We start from the raw sequence: 20,444 nt of genomic DNA, 5'->3' as shown, positions 1-20,444 counted from the left end.
ATTAAAAAATAATTTTAAATCAACTAATGGTTTCGTTTTTTTTAGATTTAGCAACTTTAGTGCTAGGCTTATGAGATTGCAGGAACTTCTTTATATTCTTGCATGCCTGACGTATCCTTTGTTTATTCTCTACCAATGCTATCCTTACATGTCCTTCACCATATTTACCGAAGCCAATACCGGGTGCTACGGCAACATCGGCATGTTGCAATAGTTGCTTTGAAAATTCTAAAGAACCCATCTCTTTGAATTTTTCAGGTATAGGAGCCCATATAAACATGGAGGCAGTCGGTACGGGAACGTCCCACCCTGCGGCTTTCAGTCCTTTAACCAGCTCATCACGCCTTTCTTTATATAGCCGGCGTAAATCTGCCACGCAATCCTGAGGGCCGTTAAGTGCGATAGCGGCAGCCACCTGTATCGGTGTAAATGATCCGTAATCGACATATGATTTTATATGTGTAAGGGCACTGATAAGTTTTTTATTACCTGCTGCAAACCCGACTCTCCACCCTGCCATGGAGTATGTTTTACTGACGGATGTAAACTCGATAGCAATATCTTTTGCACCCTCTATCTGCAATATTGACGGCGGAGGGTTGTCTTCATCGAAATATATCTCGGCATAAGCCAAATCTGAAATTATGTATATTCCCTGCCCCCTGCAATAGTCTACCACCTCTTTATAAAAATCAAGGCTTACCACTTCCGATGTCGGGTTACCCGGAAAGTTAAGAACCAAGGCAACCGGTTTTGGCGAACAATGCTGAACGGCATCTTTTATCTGGTCGATAAGCCCTTCTTCATTAACAAAGTTCGGCAAAGACCATACGCTTGCACCTGCTATTATAAATCCGTATGTGTGTATCGGATAGCTAGGATTAGGAACCATGATTACATCACCGGGTTTTGTGATAGCCGTTGCAAGACTTGCCAGCCCTTCTTTTGAACCCAGTGTTACCACAACTTCAGTTTCAGGACTTAGCTTTACCCCGAACCTTTTTTTATAATACCCTGCCAAAGCTTTCCTTAGTCCCGGTATTCCCTTTGACATGGAATATCCGTGTACTCTCGGGTTATTAACGGTTTCAATAAGCTTATCTATAATATGTTTTGGGGTCGGTGTATCGGGATTCCCCATACCCAGATCTATCACGTCCTTACCTTGGGCTCTTGCGGCAGCTTTAATTTTATTTACCTCTGCAAACACATAAGGAGGCAAGCGTGATATACGGTAAAATTCATCACTCATTTAAAATATCCAAAAATAAAAATATATAGGAAACTAGTCTGCGTTCCTTCTATCAGAATATCTTGAACCACGCAATATACTATAAGATGAAGACCGGTTTTCTTTTCGATATTCTTCGAATTGTTTCCTGATATTAACTATAGGGGGTGCAACATACTCGTTTTTTGCGGGAGTAACAACAACAATTTGTTGCTGCTCCTCATAAAACGGAGCGTTTTGGGTTACGGTATTATCCTGCTCCGCCTGTTGAGGCGCGTTTCCTTGGATATAATATTGTTTTTGTGCAAGGTTTTCCTCGAAGAATTGTGGCTGTGATTCCGTAACTTCGCTAATCTCAGGCACATCAAGCAGAGGTTTTTCCACCCTTACCGATCCTACCTTCTGCACAGGAGGTGCAAGGTCGATAGGAGAAAACTCATCTTCTACCGGATTATTTACAGGAAATGCTATTTCAGCGGTATTTATAGGTTTTACCTGCACTTTTTCATGAGCTATAGGTAAAAGCCCCAACTTGATTTTCTCAAATTCCTCATCAATATTGCTTGGTGATTCAACAACCTGTTTTACTTCCGTTTTTTCCGACTCTGCCAGCCAAGGCAAGTTGCCGGACGGAACTTCTCTAAACAGCCTCTTGTCATTAACTGCAACTTCTTTTTTAACGTCATTTTTAGCCGCTTTTTCTACAACCTCTTTTTCCACTGCCTGTTTTGCAACTTCATTTTCCGCAACTTTCTCATCTTCTAGCGGAACAACCGGAGTCTGACCCGGCATTATCAGTTCAACAGGCTTAGGGTCGTACAGGTCTTTCTTTGACGGCGTTATTTCAGCAAGCTCCGACTGTTTTACTTTCGGGATTACAAAAGGTTTCTCCTCTTCTGACAACTCCTGAGGAGTACCCGGCACTTTAACGGTTTCGACCGCCTCGGCATTTACAGCATTTTCATCGGTTTTTTGTTCTTTTTCTATTTTTGCTCCATAATTACCGGCATCTAGGGTAACTAAAGCGGTTTCTTCCCCAAGTTTTATTATCAACTCATCAATTCTTGAGTTAACTTTTTCTTTATTCGCAGAAGATACGAACCCTTGCTGTTGAGGTGAACTGAAATAATTATTCACGCCGACACTGCTTTTCGGGGCGTACTCCTCAAGAGGAAACATATTTTTACTTACGGAACGTGAGGAGCTTTTTTTTTTAACAACAGGCACAGGTACGAACTCCGATTTTTGCTCCTTAGAAACTACATTACCGCTTTCATCGTAATAATATTCGGCGGTAACAGGTTCAAACACCCTTATATATTTATGCTGCATAGGAGCAAACGGATCACCGCCCATTTTTTCAAGCTCGTCATACGAAGGAGGGTTAAACCCTTTTTCAAAGCCTCCCGGCTCATAAGGGTCTACAGTGCCGCCTACATTTGAAAGATCCTCATCATAAGGTGACTGCATGCTAGACGGTTCATATGCCCCTCCCTGATATACGGGTTTATATTCCTGTGAACCTGATTCCGCCCCTCCCGTGTAGTTAGGATCCCTTTCCCACGGAGCCAGTGGAGCCGGTACAAAACCATCCCGTCTTATGTCTACATCTCCTTCATAATATTGATCCTTTTGAACGCCTCCCGATTGCGGAGAAAGAGGTATAGGCTCGCTTTGGTATGAACTATCGGGCTGCTGCCACGGTAATGACTGCCCCATCTCATCACCCTGCGATGCCGAACCTACGGGAGAAGGCATCAAAGGGGTGTATTGCGGCTGTTCCACCGGGGCTATTGAAGGCGGCGGAACATATGCCGGCTGGTTATACGGTTGCTCATTATAAACACCGTAATTATCTTCAGGCGTAGCATAACCGAAACCCGGTTCAGGCATAGGTCTTTGTTGCATAGGAACTCCGCCATAGCTAGGCTGGCTAGGCATTTGTCCGGAATCGCCATACATATGCTTGTCTTGCGGCATTATTACAGGCTCTCCCGGCTGGTTCATATACATTTGACCGCCCGGATTATATACGGGCTTGCGAGGTTGCCCCAAATCCATATATCTTTGCCAGTCAGGCGGAACACCTTTTACATGTTTATCCCAAAAATTCGAAAACCAATTGCTTGTCTTTCTCGGATAATATAACACCTTGTCCGTTACGGTTCCTCTTGATTCGGCTTTTCTTTTTCCCATGCTGGTATCGTTTTCATACGAGCTACAGCTTGCCAAGGCTATCAGGCTTGAAAAAACAACTGAAAATACGATAGTTTTTTTGTTTTTTAAAATGTTATGCATAATATTTTACTAATTTTATGAAAAAGATTCACACTCTGTAATAAGATGTTAATATAAGACTGACTGTCATCTCAGTTTACTATTTAACAACATTACTTATAATATTTTAACAATCAAATGAATTTTTATCAATGAATAAGATTAATAAATGTAAAGAACCTCTATTGCAGGTAGAAAATCTAAGTATTTCTTTTAAGGGTAACGGCAAAGATATCGAGGCTGTTAGGGGAGTTTCATTTGATCTGGACAAAGGACAATTGCTATCAATAGTCGGTCAGAGCGGCTCGGGAAAGTCCATTACTGCACTTTCGATAATGCAGTTACTGCCCTACCCTACGGCATATCACCCGAGCGGACGCATACTATTCGAGGGCAATGACCTTATGGGCTTACCCGATAGTAAATTGAGGGGCATACGGGGCAATAAGATATCTATGATATTTCAGGAACCCATGACATCATTAAACCCTCTGCATACGATTGAAAGGCAAATATCCGAAATACTTTACCTACATGGAAGACTTTCTTCGGAAAAGGTAAAGGAACGCTGCAGGGAATTAATGGATATGGTAGAGCTTGATTCGCTGAAAAACAGGCTTAACATATACCCGCATGAACTGTCCGGCGGTCAGAGGCAAAGGGTTATGATAGCTATGGCACTTGCATGCGAGCCTGACCTGCTGATAGCAGACGAGCCGACTACGGCTCTGGACGTTACCGTTCAGGCACAGATATTAAAGTTATTAAAAAACCTGCAAAACAAACTGGGCATGGCAATTTTGATGATTACACATGACCTTACGATAGTCAGAAAAATATCCGATAATGTCTGTGTGATGAATGACGGTGAATTGGTTGAAACTGCCGATACGAAGACCATTTTCTCAAAACCCCAACATGAATATACAAAGCATCTACTATCTTCCGAACCTAAAGGAGGGGCTGTTAAACTGCCTGCAAATGCAAAAACAATATTACGAACAGATGACTTAAACGTATCTTTTCCTATAAAAAGGAACTTTTTCGGTACTCCCGTAAGTTTCGTTGATGCGGTAAAGCATGCCACTATAGACTTAAAGCAGGGCGAAACCTTAGGGATAGTAGGTGAAAGCGGCTCGGGTAAATCTACTTTAGCTATGGCTATATTGCGTCTGGTTTCAAGTAAGGGCGTTATAGACTTTGACAGAAGGCGTATTGATATTTTTGACGGTAAATCCATGCGTCCGTTAAGAAAGGAAATTCAGATAGTATTTCAGGATCCTTTTGCCAGCCTTAACCCTCGCATGTCGTTGTCACAGATAATTGAAGAAGGACTAAAAGCTCACAATATCGGAACAACAAAACAGGAGCGTCATACCATAATCGGACGGGCTTTGACTGATGTAGGACTGGAACAGAATATGCTTAACCGCTATCCGCATGAGTTCAGCGGCGGTCAGCGTCAGCGTATTGCAATTGCACGTTCTTTGGTACTGAATCCTAAGATTATTATTCTGGACGAACCGACTTCGGCTCTTGACTTATCAGTTCAATCCCAGATAATCGACCTGCTCAGAAAACTGCAAAAGGAAAAATTAATATCGTATATTTTCATAAGCCATGACCTGAGGGTAATCAAAGCAATATCGCATAGGATACTGGTAATGAAGGACGGTGATATCGTAGAATCGGGAACGGTATCCGATATATTTGATAAGCCTGCTAAAGATTACACAAAAGAGCTGATAAAGGCTTCGGGGGTTTAAGTACATGATAAGAACGCTATACTTGTTAATTTTAAGTATATTAATAATACCAAGCGTATCATTTGCCTCCAAAAAGTTAAATTTAAGTCCTGAGATATGCACTGTCGCCGAATTTCTTGAGGAATATTCCGTCTTAATAATAATATCTATTATATTTTTGTACTTTACTATTTCCACAATGACGGAAATAAAGAGAGCTATAAACGAGGTATTTTATAAAGTAGTAATACCTGTTATGATATTATCTATGTTCCCGTATGAAATAATTGATTTAGTTATCGGCAAAAACGGCATATCAAAAAAAGAATGTAGCGAACTTCAGGACGAGAAATATGGCTCTAAGATTATGGAAGTTCTTGGAGATGAATAACGAGATAACATTAACTTTACAATTTTATGAAATGGAAAGACGGTCACCCCGTATCTGAAAAATTTGATGATATATATTTTTCAACGGAAGACGGCAAGGAAGAAACATATTATGTTTTTATCGAAGGTAACGACCTAAAGAATCGCTGGCAAGATAATTCAGATGATTTCACCATCATCGAAACCGGTTTTGGTACGGGGCTTAATTTTTTCTGTGCATACGAGCTTTGGAAGTCACTATGCCCGAATCGCATGTTAAATTACATATCAATAGAAAAATACCCTTTAAGCAGCGAAGATATCGTAGGAGCAATTTCAAAATACCCTCAATTTAGCAAGCAATTAGACGCATTTCTCAAGCAATACCCTTGCCAAGACATAAAGCTGGAAAATTGCAGTATCAAAATATTGTTTGAGGATATAAAAACGGCATTACCGAAGATTAACATAAGTGCCGATGCATGGTTCTTAGACGGCTTTGCACCGTCAAAAAACCCCGATATGTGGTGTGAAGAATTGTACAAAACAATGTCCGCTCGTACAAAGCCAGACGGTACGTTCGCAACTTTTACAAGCGCCGGAATCGTCAGAAGGGGGCTACAAGAAAATAACTTCACTGTAATAAAGCAACGTGGCTTCGGCAAAAAACGTGAGATGCTAAGAGGAAAAATATTATAGTGACTAGATGTTACCAATGTGTTACAATGGTGTTTGTTTATTACATTATCGGGGCATAATATGGGTAGTTCAAATTTTACATTAACGAGTATTTTTGTTTCAATTGTAGCAACAGGATTGGCTACTATGGGTGTTGCACAGACCGTGGCAACCGAGGAATCTTCAAAAATAAAATCCGTAATATCCGAGGTAAAAAACCTTCAGTCTTCCGTGCTGGCATTTAAGACAAAATATGAGTATTTACCCGGTGACCTGCCGAATGCCGTTGAGATTTTAGACAAGAAGGCAAATAATGGCGACGGTAATGGCGATCTGTACAATGAATCCTTTTCAGATAGTGATGACGAGCAATATTTAGAAGGCGTATATTTACCGCAGCATTTATATTTAAGCGGCATTATTTCAACCGAATATAGCGGGCAATGGGGAAGGTCGGATATGTATCTGCCCGGTATTAATACTCCTGATTCCGCATATAGCAGGGACGCGTTCTACAGCTTTGCCAACTACAAAAGTGACAAATACCCTCTTTTTGAGAAACCGGCATTGCCTAATATTATTTTAGGTTCAGCCAAGACCACTGACGGAGCAGGTTGGGATTCGGCAATAACACCTCAAGATGCTCAGGCTATTGAAACCAAAATTGATGACGGCAACCCAAGTACCGGCGACGTTCTCACAATGAGGGGTGACGACCTTGAATCACACAGGACAAAATGTATAAGCAGGGGTAGCTGGGATTTAGCCGGCAGTGCTGAATTTTTGCCATATGACACGTCAGAATCATGCGTTATGGCGTTTTATTACCTGAAATAATTATCAGAACTTTAACCCGTATTTGGTCATGAACAGCATTTCATCATCGGCATCTTTATTATGCCCTGCTTGCGTAATATATAACGCACCCGTGCTTAATTTTGATATACCGCCGAAATCCATTGAATAAAAAGCACCGTAATCGACCTGTCGCCCCGATGGTGAAAGGCTAAGGTCATATGAAGCCGTAGTTATATTACCGCTTATGTCCCTTGCCACAGGTAAAACTACATTAGCATTTCCCCCCGTAACCATTAACGGCTGCGAGATAATGAACTCAAACTTGTCACTTTTATCGATAACCGCATTTTTGCTGATACCTGCACTAAATGAGTAGGTTTCTATCTGCGATACGTCCTTTATCAGAGAATCCGCTGCAACATCGGGAAATGAAATGCCGTAATTAGCCGCACCGAACAACTTAACCGAATTTGATATATTATAGGCTGCCGCCACATTATAGAACCATGTAGGTGTATTCTCGCCTAACGCAAAAGCACCTTCGGTATTGCTGCCCAAGAAACTGCTCTGCTCGTTTATCATACCTGCCTGTAACGCAAGTTCATATTCATCGTTATATCTGCTATACTGACTTACCACACCCGATACATCGCCATATTCCTGTTCACCTTGAAAGCTTCCGAAACTAAACGAGCTGTTCTTATCTACCACATATCTGTTATTATAGCTTGAGCCGTATGAAACCAGCCCCAGAACCGAATTTGTGCCGACATTATCAACCGACATTGACACATCACCTAACGCCGACAACCTGAATGCCTGATTCATCGGTACATTATGGTTAAATTCAAAACCGCCATATTCACTATCTGCCGCAAATGACATTCTTACGAATTCCTCTTTTTCATGTTCTTCTTTACGTGGGTCGCTATCTGTCAGATTAACGGCAACAAAACTGATATTCTCGCCTATTTTTTCACGTTTTTTTATTATATCATCACCAAAATCCCTGAATTTGTTTTCAAAAACGGTAAAGCGGTTCTTTTCATGATAAAAATCATTCATATTAACATCATATGCCCTTTTATAAACGTCAAGTGACTTGAAAGAAAGGTTTGCAGAGGTAAAAGCATCGCCGAATACCGAGCTTGCCGTAATTGAACTTGCATCAAGACTTATTAGCGAATCATTCACATTATTTCCGATAGGAACGGAAACCACTCCGATAGGCTGAGTGGCTTTATCAAGGTTTAAAAGTCCATGCCCATATAATTCCGCATTTCCCTTATCAGTTGCGGTCAGCAATAATATTTCCGCCACTTCTCTTGCGGTAAGGTGCGGATCCATATCCATAAGGACTGCGGCAGCACCGGACACATGCGGAGTTGCCATTGAAGTACCGCTAACCCATGCCAGATAATTATCAGGCAGGTCTGAAAAGATACTTACACCGGGAGCGACAAGACACCAGTTCTTTGCATCGCCGCATTTATGGCTAAAAGATGCCAGATTGCCGTTATTATCAACTGCCGCAACGGCAAGCAACGCACCGTCACTTCCCGCATCACCTACATTTGTAGGATTAAAATCAGTATCGCCTGCGTGCCTTGCCGGATAAACGGGATTATCGGCAACTGAAACAGCGTCATCTGCATATAAATTACCTGCCGCCGCCGCAACTAATATACTCTTATCGCCGTTTGCATCAGACCCACTAAAATTGACTGCGTTTTGTATGGCTGTTTTTATCTGTGCGTCTTCCCCACCACCCAGACTAATATTTATTACCCTTGCCCCATTTGCCACCGAATAATCTATACCTTTGGCTATATCTACATTATAAAGGCTTTTATCGGCAATAGTATAAACATTAACGGGCAATATCTTTGCATTATAGGCAACCCCGTGTGTTCCCACACCGTTTTTTTCAGCCGCAATTATGCCTGCTACATGCGTGCCGTGCCAAAAGTCCGCATTATTTAACTCCGCATTAGTTGTGCTATCTGTTATCTCGAAGCCTTCTTCATCACCGTTACCAACCTGCACACCGTTATTGAAAGTTGCACCGGCTCCCGACACTATACGGCTATCGAGTTCAACATGGTCAAGGTCAACGCCTGTATCGACTACCGCAACCACTACATTATTTCCGGTATAACCTCGGCTATAGGCAATATCGGCTTTTATCAGAGCCAGCCCCTGTTGCTGATTATATTCAACCACAAAAGGGTTTGGCGACGTTGGGGGAGGAGAAGGCGGAGGGTTATTGGGAGGATTACCGGGAGGGTTTTCATTTGGAATCTCGTTATCATTGTTCCCGCCACCTGATGAAGCGGTTTCACCGCCCCCTCCTCCACCGCCTGCGGCAACGGCAACTCCTGCACCTGCGGCGGTAACACCTGCCGTTGTTACTATAGTCGTAGTTGAAATACCCGAACCTGCGGCAGATGCGGCAGCGATAGTAAATCCTGCGTTAGTCTCCACCACTGCCAAAGCACCCGAATCAATTACCCTGATTGCGTAGACGCTACCGTTTTTGATAGCCAGTTCAAGCGGTGTCTGTCCCTTACGGTTGGTAATGTTTATTATAGCCCCGTTATTTATGAGCATTTTTGTGGTGCTTGCATGGTCGTTTGCAGCAGCATAATGCAGGGCGGTATTACCTTTACTATCTTGTAACCCAATATCCGCACCGTTTGTTATAAGTATCGCTACCATCTGGTCGTTACCTGCCGCTGCGGCCCTCATCAAAGCCGTTTGCCCGTTTTTATCTACGGCATTTATATCAACCCCTTGCTCTATAAGATTCTTGACATATTCGCCGTTACCAAGCTCAGTAGCTTCTATGATAGGAACTCCTGCCCTTTGTACTTTTCCAAAACCGAAAAGTGCATAACTTTTTTGAGGAAACAAAAATAATGATAAAAATAATACCGATAAGCTGAAAAGATTCTTTTTCACTATAAACTACCTACAATTCTTATACTAATAGTAGAATTTATATATGTATAATGCATAGTTTAAAAGTAATTTATTAATTAGATTTATGATATGACGCACATTTGTGAGCCTTTTTTTATAGCACTTTTATAAACATACTGTCTGTATTGCTCTGCCATAGGCAGGCTTTCGTCACGCTCAAAGATTCCGTCTTCAGCGGATTTCCTTGCACTTTTAGAAAACCGTTCCATACAAAATTGTTCGTCTTTATCAAACTTTATCTTCTCATTCTTTTTGTTCTTACCGAACTTGAACCTTCCAAGCTCTTCAAAAAAAGCCTCAACCGTTTCAGCTTTATAGTAGTTTGCATTTTTATCTACCTCCACATCAACCTTCTTTGAAGATTCTTCAAGCTCATCAACTGACTTTTTGTCAAATCCCCCTGCTGCCGCTATTATATCACGACTATATAAATCCTGTGCTATACTTGCCCACGCTCCCTTTGACCTGAAATAAGTCGCAATGCTTCCCGTATCTTCAAGAGATGCTTTAATTTTTCTGCCTACTATTAAAATATCCCCGTTCTTATCATTATTTTTTTCAAACTCCTGATCCATGAAGTTATTGATATCCCTTGATATCTTTTTATACATTGCCAAATCTACTTTTAACCTGTGTCCCTCATTTCTTTTTCTGGTCAGCCTTGACTTTAAAACCGATTCGTCGTCTTTTTTAACAGATTCTACCCAACCAACCTGTACCGCCCCATTAGCAAAACGTACCGAAAGGTCTTCTGTTTTAAGCCCTAATGCTCCTTTAGAATTTGCAGCTCCCTTAATCGCCGAATGCGATGAGTCTGATTTATTGGACTGTACCGATATATCCTGATATATTATAACACCGCTTTTTTCGTCTTTTCCCATGATTACCAATCCTTCCTTATTTTCCTATAATTATAAAAATAGGCAAAAATATAAAAAAGTATAGAGGTTTTATTAATTTTTTAAGCAACCTTCTTGCGAGATTCACGAGGGATTGTTACGGTAAATACAGCTCCTCCGGATTCATTATTGGCAGCTTCAATAATTCCTTCGTGCATTTTAACAATACCCGCTGCGATTGAAAGCCCTAGTCCCGTTCCACCGGCACCGGTATCGGTACGGCTGCTTTGCACGAACTTATCGAATATCGTCTCAAGTTCGTCTTCGGGAATACCGATTCCCTGATCGGCTATTGAAACTGTAATGCATGGTGCTTCTTTCCTTCTTCTGTCCCTTGTGAACATTCTTTCACCGAAATATATCCTTATCTCTTTCCCTTCCGGGGTGAACTTAATTGAATTACCTAATATATTGGTTATTACCTGCACCATTTTATCTTTATCGAAATCGGCATCGGTTTCTATATTAGGCTCTTGCAGATTTACGGATATCCCGTGTTCCATCAGCAATGCCTGTTGCTCCCTTATTGCGGACCGAACTGTTTTAAGCAGGTTGTTCTGCTCAATATTCATAGGCTCTTTGCCGCTTTCTATCTGGGCTATGGAAAGTATTGCCTCAACCAGCTTTAACAGTCGGTTTGCAACCTGATTTATCCTTGTGAAATATCGTTGCAGGTCGACTCTTTGTGCGGTCTGTGCCTCGTTCATACCGTATGTTGAAAAGCTTAACATACCATGCAGGGGGGTTCTGAACTCGTGGGACATATTCCGCAAAAACTCACTTTTTGCAATATTTACGGCTTCCGCCTTTTCTTTTTCCTCTTCAAGCTGCTGGGTTCTTTCCTGCACATTTTGCTCAAGATTCTCACGCTCATTTTTCACCTGCAACATCAGCTTATTAAACGCACCTGTCAAATCACCTATTTCATCATTATCATATTTTACAGCTTTAACCTTGTAATTATCTTCTTTTATTACGTTATGTGCAGTTTTCACCAGATTTATTATAGGGTCGGCTATCATACGATGGAATTTTGCCGAAATATAATAGACAAGTGCGATAGCAAAAGTCATTAAGGCAAATGCGAACATAATATATTGAGGTATCTTGTCCCTTACTTCCTGAAGATTTGACTCTATATATAAATAACCGGCGATTTTTCCTGCCACCATTATATCATTATATAACGCCATACTGTTCCGGCTTTTAAACACCCCGCTCTTTTCAGGTGTTAGCGGACATCGGCTATCGGGTGTTTTCAGGTAAGAGGCAAACACGCTTCCGCTAGCGTCATACACACATGCAAGTACCACTGATTCTTTTATACTAAGGTCGCTTATACTGTTCTTTACAAAACCCCTGTCGCCTTCATTGATATAACCTCCTATGCCGTTACCCAAAATATGGCTGACCAGATATAGTTCTTTTTCCAAGCTTCCTCTGGCAAGGAAAGTTCCGTATGCCGTAAATAATATGCATGTTAGTAACACTGCTGAAAAACCGGTAACCATACTCATCGTCATAAGCTTGTGCTTAATCGAGAAACGTCTTTTCTTTTTCTTCATGATTTTTCTTCTAAAACTTCTTTAACTTTTGTCGCCAGTTGTTTCAATGTATATGGCTTGGAAAGGAAATTGAATTTACGTTCTACTCCGTATGTTTCGATAAAAGCATCTTCCCCATAACCTGAAATGAAGATAACCTTTATTTCAGGGTGGTCTTGCGATACTTTTTTTATCATATCAGGGCCGCTCATACCCGGCATAACAACATCTGAAACTATAAGGTCTATGTCCTTACCCTGTTTTTTAACTATCTCCAGCGCCGCCTCTCCGCAGTCCGCTTCCAAAACATCATATCCTTTGCTATTTAGTGCGCTTTTACTAAATATCCTGACAGGCGTTTCATCTTCAACCAACAATATCGTCCCCGTTCCCACAAGATCACCGGCATTGCCTTTATCCGCAATTGCCTTTACATCGGCACTTTCTTCTTTTTGATTATGACGGGTCAGGAATATACTGAAGTTGGTTCCTTTACCCGGCATACTTGAAACATAAACATAGCCGTCGGTTTGTTTTATAATACCATATACCGTTGAAAGCCCCAGACCTGTTCCCGCCCCCACTTCTTTTGTAGAGTAGAAAGGTTCGAATATCTTTGATATCTGCTCTTTATCCATACCACAGCCGGTATCTATAACTTCCACCAAAACATAATCGCCTTTTTCTATAACATCATCTACCGATGCAGGTATCAGTTTCCTGTTCAAGTCTTTTTTGGAGTTTATCTTGATGTTGCTTGTTTTTATGGTAAGACTTCCGCCGTCGGGCATAGCATCACGTGCATTTACCGCAAGATTGATTATCACCTGTTCAAGCTGTCCTTTATCCACCCTGACGCACCCGATATCATTACCGTATTCCATTTTCAGTTCGATATTCTCACCTATCAGCCGTCCTATAAGGTTGGAAAGGTCGGCAAGCACATCGGTAATGCTGATTATTTTAGGCTGCAATGTCTGCTTCCTTGAAAATGCCAGTAGTTGCCTTACAAGATTAGCCGCACGGTTGGCATTTTGCTTTATCTGCATTATATCGGCAAATGACGGGTCTCCCGCAGGATGTTTTATAAGTAACAAGTCACAAAACCCCATCATCGCCGTAAGCAAGTTGTTAAAGTCGTGTGCTATACCGCCTGCAAGCTGTCCTACTGCCTGCATTTTTTGTGAATGCACAAAACGCATCTCAAGGTTTTTCAGCTCGGTAGTATCTATCAAATGTACTATTATTCCGTCAAAACCGCCATATTTACCCGTAATACGCGAAAGGTACAAAGAAGCGGTCTCTTCTCCCGTACCCTTTATCTTTACATCTATAGGGTTTAAAGCCTCTATCTGCCCTGTAGCCAGTCCTTTTAGCAGTTTATTGACATCATCATTATCACCGGTTGCTATTATCTGCTGCAACTTAGTAACCGTCCCTGCTTTACTGTTATTTTTAATAATACTCCTGAATGATTTATTAGATGTCTGGATTTTACCCACGCCGTCTAATACGGCAGTTGCGATAGGGGAATTATTGATTATATCAAATGATTCCCACGAGCTATCGGAAGATGAATTATCTATTATAGTTTCTTCAAACGGCACTACAAGCCCATAGCTCCGAAGCACCGTGTTATTTTTATTTTTGATGATACGATGACTGACCAGTGAGGGTATTACCATATTCTCCTTATTACGGAGCATAATAATTACCTGCCAATCCTCTTTTGTTTTCAGTAGGTCGGAAAGCACTTCATAATCGTAAAATATTTCCTTAAAATGCAGTCCCAGACCTTTCATTTCCCCTTCCTGATAGCCCAAATCACGCTCAAGCGAGCCGCCGATTTCTTTAAATTCGTTGTTCTTTTTTAACGAGTAATAGCCGATAGCAAAATTCTTCAATAATGAATATTTTCTGTTTTCCTCTATCAGTTCTTTATCTTCTTTGGGGGCTTCAAGGAGAAAATAGCCCGAAGGTCTGGCAATAGGCTGTGATGCAAGACGCAAGCCTTTAATATCATCGTTCTTTTTATGGATTCCGATAGGGTGCAGGGAAAACGCTACTTCATTTCGCTCATTTTCAACGGTTGAGATATAGAAAGTTATCCGAGTAGACTTCCCTTCACTTAAACTTTTCTCCAATTTTTCTTTGTCGGATTTAGTTATAGCCCCTTGCTTGAAGAACGTATCTATATTAACGTTTTTCAGATTATTATCTTTCACTATTTTCTTTCTGTATTCGGGACTGATGTACACTACCTTACCGTCCTGACGCAATATTATACATAATTCGGTAACCATCTGTGCGGCACCGGAGAAGATAGCATTCTGTAATTCGGAAACAGACACTATACGTTGCTTATCTCGTATATATACCAGAACTAAATACATAAGACCCGACATAGCAACCAGCACAAAGGCTATTATTACGTAAATATTATTGAAACCCGCAAAAACGAACGACGATATAATCAGCATAAATGAAACGGCAAATGCCAGTCCGATATACCAGTGAGATTCCGTTTCGTCCCTTAAGGCAAAATCTTTAGAATCCTTTAAAAACTCCAAGTCATCAATAAAACGACCTACCACAGAGCATCCTCTAATAAAATATATTAAGATAAATTTATGTCGGATTCATTTCATATTTGCAATTTGATAACCGACCTTGTTCATTTTAAACACCAAAAGCTGCAAGTCCAGTGATATTTATTATATTAAAGGTTGCAACTATACCCTGCCCGCTATCGGGGAATTTCTCGCCGTATCTCTCATTTAGATATTGCAGCACCCTCTTGTTTAACGTTTTACCGCTCTTTATCAAAGAGTTAGACTCTCCCATTCCCCTAATATCGTACATAAGTTCAAAGGCATTATCATATTCCACCCTTATATTGTCAAAGTCGGCAACAGGCTCTGAAAATCCTGCCCTGTGCATTAGCGAACCCATTGTTTTTACATCAGTAAAAGGGAATATCCTTGGAGAACTACCGCCTGTTATTTCACTTTCCAGCTCTAAAAGCACATTTCTTAGTTCTTTTAACGTATCAACCCCGAAAATTGTCGCAAAAAAGACACCGTCATTTTTAAGCACCCTCCTAAGCTGCACTAAGGTACCGGGCAGGTCGTTAACATTATGCATTACAAGATTTGCTATTACCAGATCGAAAGACTTATCCGCATAAGGTATTTTTTCTTCATCGGCAACGACCTTTATACCGCCGTATTTAGCCGCCATATTCAAAGCTATATCCTGAATAACAAATAATTTCGTATCTTTTTGCTTTTCAAAATGCTCCGTGATAATTTTACATGGATATCCGATATAAAGAACATTTTCATAACCTCCCCTTATTGCATCAAGGCTTTGTAATATACGGTTTGAAACTTCGTTTATCAGGAAATCATGTTCACTGATATTCTTTGCAGCACGGTTACGGAATTTTTTAACTTTATCCCTATCAAAAATAATCGGTATATTGTCCATTAAGTAATTTTTATCAACAGTTATATTTTACAAACAAATGATATACACTTCTAACAGAAAAATAAAAGCATTAATAAACCGCACTACTGATATACTGTTCCCGCCGCAATGTTTTTCATGCCGCCGGAATATTGAATCACAGGGAAGTTTATGCTCAACATGCTGGGAAGCAATTGAGTTTATAACCACGCCGCAATGCAATATTTGCGGCACTCCGTTTGAACTGGCGGCACAAAACGGCTCTATATGCGGTAGCTGCATAGCTTCGCCGCCTTTATTTACAAATGCAAGGTCGGTATTTTGCTATAATGATAAAAGCTCAAGGATAATTACCGATTTCAAATATTATGATAAAACACATAACTGCAAGTATTTTGCCGCATGGCTACTTAGAACGGGTAATGAACTGATTGAAAAATCCGATATAATAACGTCCGTTCCCCTGCATAAGATAAGGCTGCTCGGCAGGCGTTATAACCAGTCGGCACTTTTATGCAACAGCTTGGGTAAGCTAGCTGAAAAACAGGTGAATAACGAACTTATAATCCGCCATAAACATACCCGACCGCAGGCAGGCTTAACATTCAAGACCCGTATAAAAAACGTAAAACACGCTTTTAAGGTAAATAAAAAATTCGTAAGCGAAATTGACGGCAAAAACATTTTACTTATTGATGACGTTATAACCACAGGCTCGACAATAGATGCCTGCACAAAAACCCTACTGCGCGCAGGTGCGTCAAATGTATTTGTCCTGACTTTAGCTATGACGGTAAAGAACTGATTCACTTTTTTTATTAACTTTGAATTTAATTTACGCCTCTTGTCAGGAAGCGTTCAATAAATATAGTTTTTGTCATACTGAACTTGTTTCAGTATCTTCTTTGTCACGTTAGAGATGCTGAAATAAATTCAGCATGACAAAGAATTAAAGACTTCAGTACAATTTTTACAAAAACTATATTTATTGAACAATCCCACAATATACGTAAATTAAATTCAAAGTTACTAAAAAATTAACTCAAAACAGAGTAATAAAAAATTAATATTTTAAGAATATAATACTTAATATTAACGAAAAAATTAATTAACATCTATTTTACAATGAATTATAACAACTTTGAAATTGAAACGGAATATAATAAAATCCTGATTTCGCCACAAGATCTTATTTTTTATAATATTACCAGAGGGATATACGATTTTAACCGTTCAATACTTCATGCTGCGGCGATAGAGCGTAATAACAGGCTGTTGCAACAGATAATAGAGCTTCTTCCGCAATGGGACAGAACCGATGCCCTTGAAAGCACCGATACTCTCGGCAAATCAACCATATCTTACTCGGCTTCCGACCCTGAATCTTTGAAAATAGCTTTATCGCAATATAAAAAGTCTAACAAGCCCCTACATATCCTTTGCTATATTAACGGTGAAAAGGAGCAGCAGAATCTTGGTGTTGCGATAGCAAAATTAGAACATGCTCAAATAGAGGCAAACCTATTGATAGGTCTAGCACTTTTTAACACGTGCATGGGCATTGATGCACAAGACCGTTTCAATAATATATTCCCCAAACACACCGTTAATGCTTACAAGGAAACAAAAAAGCTATTGCACTAAAGGACAGGTCGGAGAAAATCAAGCTACGTCTTTTAGCCTTTTTCTGGCTTCCAGCAATCCGCTATAGATATCTTCTAGCTTTTGGACATCTTCAGAACTGTATTTATCATCTACGGCAACCGTCTGTGGGTTAGGTTGTACCACTTTCTGGTTCCCCACACCTGCAACAGGAACAGCATTGGCAGGAACTATATTACCGAAAATATCCGTTTTAAAGGACGTAAAATCCCCTTGCGGCACGGATACTGCCGAAGGCTTGCCGAACAAAGCAGGATTTAAAGGTGCTGAAGAAACTGCCGTGGAAGCCGTTGCAGGTGAGCTTACGCTATCTTCCGACTCTGCTTTATCGGCAACTTTATTTTTAGCTTCTTCGAGAAGATATTTTTGTACGCCTCTAATAGTATAGCCTTTTTCGTACAACAGTTCTTTAATCTTGATGATTATATTAACGTCCTCAGGTCTATAATAACGCCTTCCACGCCTTTTTTGAGGCTTTATCTGATGAAACTTACTTTCCCAGAACCTAAGAACATGCGTAGCCACATCAAGAGTTTCCGCTACTTCACCTATTGTACGTAATGCATTATCCGACTTACCGTTAGACACCATCTAAAAAATACCTTTTTCAAATTTCAAACCTTTGTTGCAAAATTGCTATCCGGCCTGTCCGTTTATACGTTTTTTAAGTATATTGGACACATAGAAACTTACAACTTTTCTCGCTGAAATAGGCACTTCTTCTTTCGTTTTAGGGTTTCTTCCCACACGGGCTTTTTTAGATTTAACCTTAAAAGTACCGAAAGACGAAATTTTTACTTCTCCGTTTTCAACAAGCGAGTTGTTTATTTCATCTAAAACCGCATCGACCAGATCCGAACATTCCGCCCTTGAAAAGCCAAGCTTCCTATACACGGATTCGGTCAAATAAGCTCTTGTTACTGTTTCTTCGTTAACTGTTTGTATTGACATTTTTTATCCTTTCACATTTTGTGTAAAAATTAATAACTAACTTCCCGTGGAAGGTAGCTTTTTGAATAACTTACGTCAAGATTTTTGAGAGCGAATAACAAAAAACTTGATAACAGTATATATAGCACGAAAGAAGACGCAACCATTAGTTATAAGAAAATGTATTTTTTTAACTTTTAGTGATAATGTGGCTACCGAACTATAAAAGCACCTATATTAGATTTAGATGACGGTCCGTTTAATCTATCAACCTTCCACCATCCCAAAGGTTCAATTGCCACCTCCTGTTCGGCATGTGAGTTTTCATGGGTCAAAACATTTCCCGTATAAGCCTGAGAATAACGAGTTCTTAGGTAATAAACGCCTTTTTTATTTGGAACATCAATTACAAAATACACCTTAACCCACTCAGCCTCAATATTATTATCCTCTGCAAAGCTTGCCACGGGAGTTTTGGGATTTACAATCTTCATCACCCCACCACTCCTTTTTTTACCGTTCCATACGGATATCTGTGCTTTTTCATCCGATGAAAGCCCTACAATTATTTGGTTTATGGCATTTCCACAAAAATCACAATCATGCAAAATTTCCATTGTAACATGAAAAAGCCCACCGGACTCAAGATATACAACATTTCCCTCACCGGAAATATTTACATTTCTCACCTTATATCTTATTCCGCAATCTTCTTTAGAGGAGCCGGCAGGGCAGCCAAAAGGCTCAACAAAAACATCATTTATAGGCTCGATCTCGTTGTCAAAAATTTCACCTGAATCGGGAGAAGCTAAAGAAGTTTCTATATAAAAAAAACAAGCGACAATAAAAAATAATACAAACAAACGCATAAAAACTCCAAAGTTTTATACAAACATCTCACCACTTTAAAAAGCAAGTCCCCCAAGTAAGACCGCCGCCGATAGCGGTGAGAACGACCAAATCGCCCATGGTAAAACAACCTCTCCTGTCTGCTTCAGCTATAGCAAGCGGTATGGACGCAGCGGAGGTATTGGCGTGTTGTGCAACCGTTGATATAACCTTATCATCTGATATTCTTAGTTTTTTAGACACCATGTCCAATATTCTGGCATTTGCCTGATGCGGAATAAACGCATTTATATCCCCAACGGTTCTTCCGCTGGCTTTCAACCCTTCTTTTACCGAAGATGTCATTTTAGCTACTGCATGTTTGAACACTTCTTGTCCCAGCATATGCACTTTACCTACAGTTCCGGTTGACGATGCACCGCCGGTAGTATTGAGTATATCCGCATAATCCCCGTCGGAATATAATTTCGAGTAAATAACCCCACGCCCTTCCTGCTCGGAAGCCGTCAGAATCACCGCCCCCGCACCATCTCCGAATAATATACAGGTGCTTCTGTCTTCCCAGTCCAGTATGCATGACATTTTATCTGCACCTATTACCAGCACATTCTTTGCCTGTCCTGTTTTTATGAAGCTATCGGCAATCGTCATCGCGTAGACAAACCCCGTACAAACTGCCTGAACATCAAAAGCAGCACCGCCTTTTATACCAAGCCCCGACTGAACCCTGACCGCAGTAGACGGAAAAGTGCTATCGGGAGTTGTGGTCGCAACTATTATAAGGTCTATATCATCAGGAGCAACGGCGGCTTTATCCATAGCCTGCTTTGCAGCAAGTATCGCCATATCTGAAGTGGTTTCATTATCTGCGGCTATATGTCGTTGTTTGATTCCCGTTCTGGTAGATATCCACTCGTCATTAGTATCGACGATTTTTGCAAGGTCATCGTTTGTCAGGATTTTTTCCGGCAAATACGAGCCGGTACCGATAACAACAGAATTAACCATAAAA

At 40.5% G+C, this 20,444-nt stretch carries 17 protein-coding genes; 6 read left to right on the top strand and 11 right to left on the bottom strand.

The features are described from left to right. Positions 1-19 precede the first annotated feature (19 nt). Positions 20-1,252: an LL-diaminopimelate aminotransferase gene (locus O2942_08945; protein MDA0782375.1), complete on the bottom strand. Its 1,233-nt coding sequence runs from the start codon at positions 1,250-1,252 to the stop codon at positions 20-22. 33 nt (positions 1,253-1,285) lie between these two features. Beyond that, the gene (locus O2942_08940; protein ID MDA0782374.1) at positions 1,286-3,529 is read right to left on the bottom strand and encodes a hypothetical protein; all 2,244 of its coding nucleotides are present in this window, start codon (positions 3,527-3,529) and stop codon (positions 1,286-1,288) included. Positions 3,530-3,660: 131 nt separating this feature from the next. Here O2942_08940 and O2942_08935 point away from each other — a divergent pair, with 131 nt between their 5' ends. The 4 genes from O2942_08935 to O2942_08920 all read left to right on the top strand — a co-directional run bounded on the left by O2942_08935 (position 3,661) and on the right by O2942_08920 (position 7,137). Then, positions 3,661-5,274, top strand: coding sequence for an ABC transporter ATP-binding protein (locus O2942_08935; GenBank protein MDA0782373.1), 1,614 nt, complete (start codon positions 3,661-3,663; stop codon positions 5,272-5,274). A gap of 178 nt (positions 5,275-5,452) precedes the next feature. Further along, on the top strand, positions 5,453-5,644 hold the full coding sequence (locus O2942_08930; GenBank protein MDA0782372.1) for a hypothetical protein: 192 nt from the start codon (positions 5,453-5,455) through the stop codon (positions 5,642-5,644). A gap of 26 nt (positions 5,645-5,670) precedes the next feature. Next, the gene (mnmD, locus tag O2942_08925; protein ID MDA0782371.1) at positions 5,671-6,321 is read left to right on the top strand and encodes a tRNA (5-methylaminomethyl-2-thiouridine)(34)-methyltransferase MnmD; all 651 of its coding nucleotides are present in this window, start codon (positions 5,671-5,673) and stop codon (positions 6,319-6,321) included. A 60-nt stretch (positions 6,322-6,381) separates the two neighbouring features. Beyond that, a complete protein-coding gene (locus O2942_08920; GenBank protein MDA0782370.1) occupies positions 6,382-7,137 on the top strand; it encodes a hypothetical protein in 756 nt (251 codons plus the stop codon). Positions 7,138-7,140: 3 nt separating this feature from the next. Here O2942_08920 and O2942_08915 read toward each other — a convergent pair whose 3' ends face one another. From O2942_08915 to O2942_08895, 5 genes are all read right to left on the bottom strand, one after another. After that, positions 7,141-10,059, bottom strand: coding sequence for a S8 family serine peptidase (locus O2942_08915; protein MDA0782369.1), 2,919 nt, complete (start codon positions 10,057-10,059; stop codon positions 7,141-7,143). A gap of 83 nt (positions 10,060-10,142) precedes the next feature. Further along, complete coding sequence (locus O2942_08910) at positions 10,143-10,961, bottom strand: hypothetical protein (GenBank protein ID MDA0782368.1); 819 nt, start codon at positions 10,959-10,961, stop codon at positions 10,143-10,145. 80 nt (positions 10,962-11,041) lie between these two features. Continuing rightward, positions 11,042-12,544, bottom strand: coding sequence for a HAMP domain-containing sensor histidine kinase (locus O2942_08905; protein MDA0782367.1), 1,503 nt, complete (start codon positions 12,542-12,544; stop codon positions 11,042-11,044). Beyond that, positions 12,541-15,117 (bottom strand): response regulator, encoded by a 2,577-nt coding sequence (locus O2942_08900; protein ID MDA0782366.1) that lies wholly within the window; start codon positions 15,115-15,117, stop codon positions 12,541-12,543. The genes O2942_08905 and O2942_08900 overlap by 4 nt, the downstream gene beginning before the upstream one ends. A gap of 85 nt (positions 15,118-15,202) precedes the next feature. After that, on the bottom strand, positions 15,203-16,012 hold the full coding sequence (locus tag O2942_08895; GenBank protein ID MDA0782365.1) for a methyltransferase domain-containing protein: 810 nt from the start codon (positions 16,010-16,012) through the stop codon (positions 15,203-15,205). Between the two features lie 37 nt (positions 16,013-16,049). Here O2942_08895 and O2942_08890 point away from each other — a divergent pair, with 37 nt between their 5' ends. After that, entirely contained in the window at positions 16,050-16,796 is a 747-nt protein-coding gene (locus tag O2942_08890; protein ID MDA0782364.1) for a ComF family protein, read from the top strand. A 320-nt stretch (positions 16,797-17,116) separates the two neighbouring features. Beyond that, on the top strand, positions 17,117-17,635 hold the full coding sequence (locus O2942_08885) for a hypothetical protein (GenBank protein MDA0782363.1): 519 nt from the start codon (positions 17,117-17,119) through the stop codon (positions 17,633-17,635). A gap of 18 nt (positions 17,636-17,653) precedes the next feature. On the opposite strand, the gene O2942_08880 is transcribed toward O2942_08885, so the two are convergent. From O2942_08880 to O2942_08865, 4 genes are all read right to left on the bottom strand, one after another. Beyond that, positions 17,654-18,244, bottom strand: coding sequence for a MerR family transcriptional regulator (locus tag O2942_08880; GenBank protein ID MDA0782362.1), 591 nt, complete (start codon positions 18,242-18,244; stop codon positions 17,654-17,656). A 45-nt stretch (positions 18,245-18,289) separates the two neighbouring features. After that, the gene (locus tag O2942_08875) at positions 18,290-18,604 is read right to left on the bottom strand and encodes an integration host factor subunit alpha (GenBank protein MDA0782361.1); all 315 of its coding nucleotides are present in this window, start codon (positions 18,602-18,604) and stop codon (positions 18,290-18,292) included. 191 nt (positions 18,605-18,795) lie between these two features. Next, complete coding sequence (locus tag O2942_08870) at positions 18,796-19,452, bottom strand: hypothetical protein (protein MDA0782360.1); 657 nt, start codon at positions 19,450-19,452, stop codon at positions 18,796-18,798. Between the two features lie 28 nt (positions 19,453-19,480). Then, positions 19,481-20,440: a ketoacyl-ACP synthase III gene (locus O2942_08865; GenBank protein MDA0782359.1), complete on the bottom strand. Its 960-nt coding sequence runs from the start codon at positions 20,438-20,440 to the stop codon at positions 19,481-19,483. Positions 20,441-20,444: the final 4 nt, after the last annotated feature.

The organism is Pseudomonadota bacterium (genome assembly GCA_027620075.1).
Taxonomy (GTDB): Bacteria; Pseudomonadota; Alphaproteobacteria; order Rickettsiales; family UBA6187; genus 1-14-0-20-39-49.
Note: the sequence above shows the minus strand (reverse complement) of the source record. Positions and strands in the feature narration are given on the sequence as shown.

Coding starts and splice junctions, on each gene's coding strand:
- O2942_08880 (MDA0782362.1), bottom strand. CDS start 18,244: ATGGTGTCTAACGGTAAGTCGGATAATGCATTACGTACAATAGGTGAA.
- O2942_08890 (MDA0782364.1), top strand. CDS start 16,050: ATGATATACACTTCTAACAGAAAAATAAAAGCATTAATAAACCGCACT.
- O2942_08875 (MDA0782361.1), bottom strand. CDS start 18,604: ATGTCAATACAAACAGTTAACGAAGAAACAGTAACAAGAGCTTATTTG.
- O2942_08920 (MDA0782370.1), top strand. CDS start 6,382: ATGGGTAGTTCAAATTTTACATTAACGAGTATTTTTGTTTCAATTGTA.
- O2942_08930 (MDA0782372.1), top strand. CDS start 5,453: ATGACGGAAATAAAGAGAGCTATAAACGAGGTATTTTATAAAGTAGTA.
- O2942_08905 (MDA0782367.1), bottom strand. CDS start 12,544: ATGAAGAAAAAGAAAAGACGTTTCTCGATTAAGCACAAGCTTATGACG.
- O2942_08895 (MDA0782365.1), bottom strand. CDS start 16,012: ATGGACAATATACCGATTATTTTTGATAGGGATAAAGTTAAAAAATTC.
- O2942_08870 (MDA0782360.1), bottom strand. CDS start 19,452: ATGCGTTTGTTTGTATTATTTTTTATTGTCGCTTGTTTTTTTTATATA.
- O2942_08940 (MDA0782374.1), bottom strand. CDS start 3,529: ATGCATAACATTTTAAAAAACAAAAAAACTATCGTATTTTCAGTTGTT.
- O2942_08885 (MDA0782363.1), top strand. CDS start 17,117: ATGAATTATAACAACTTTGAAATTGAAACGGAATATAATAAAATCCTG.
- O2942_08865 (MDA0782359.1), bottom strand. CDS start 20,440: ATGGTTAATTCTGTTGTTATCGGTACCGGCTCGTATTTGCCGGAAAAA.
- mnmD (MDA0782371.1), top strand. CDS start 5,671: ATGAAATGGAAAGACGGTCACCCCGTATCTGAAAAATTTGATGATATA.
- O2942_08935 (MDA0782373.1), top strand. CDS start 3,661: ATGAATAAGATTAATAAATGTAAAGAACCTCTATTGCAGGTAGAAAAT.
- O2942_08945 (MDA0782375.1), bottom strand. CDS start 1,252: ATGAGTGATGAATTTTACCGTATATCACGCTTGCCTCCTTATGTGTTT.
- O2942_08910 (MDA0782368.1), bottom strand. CDS start 10,961: ATGGGAAAAGACGAAAAAAGCGGTGTTATAATATATCAGGATATATCG.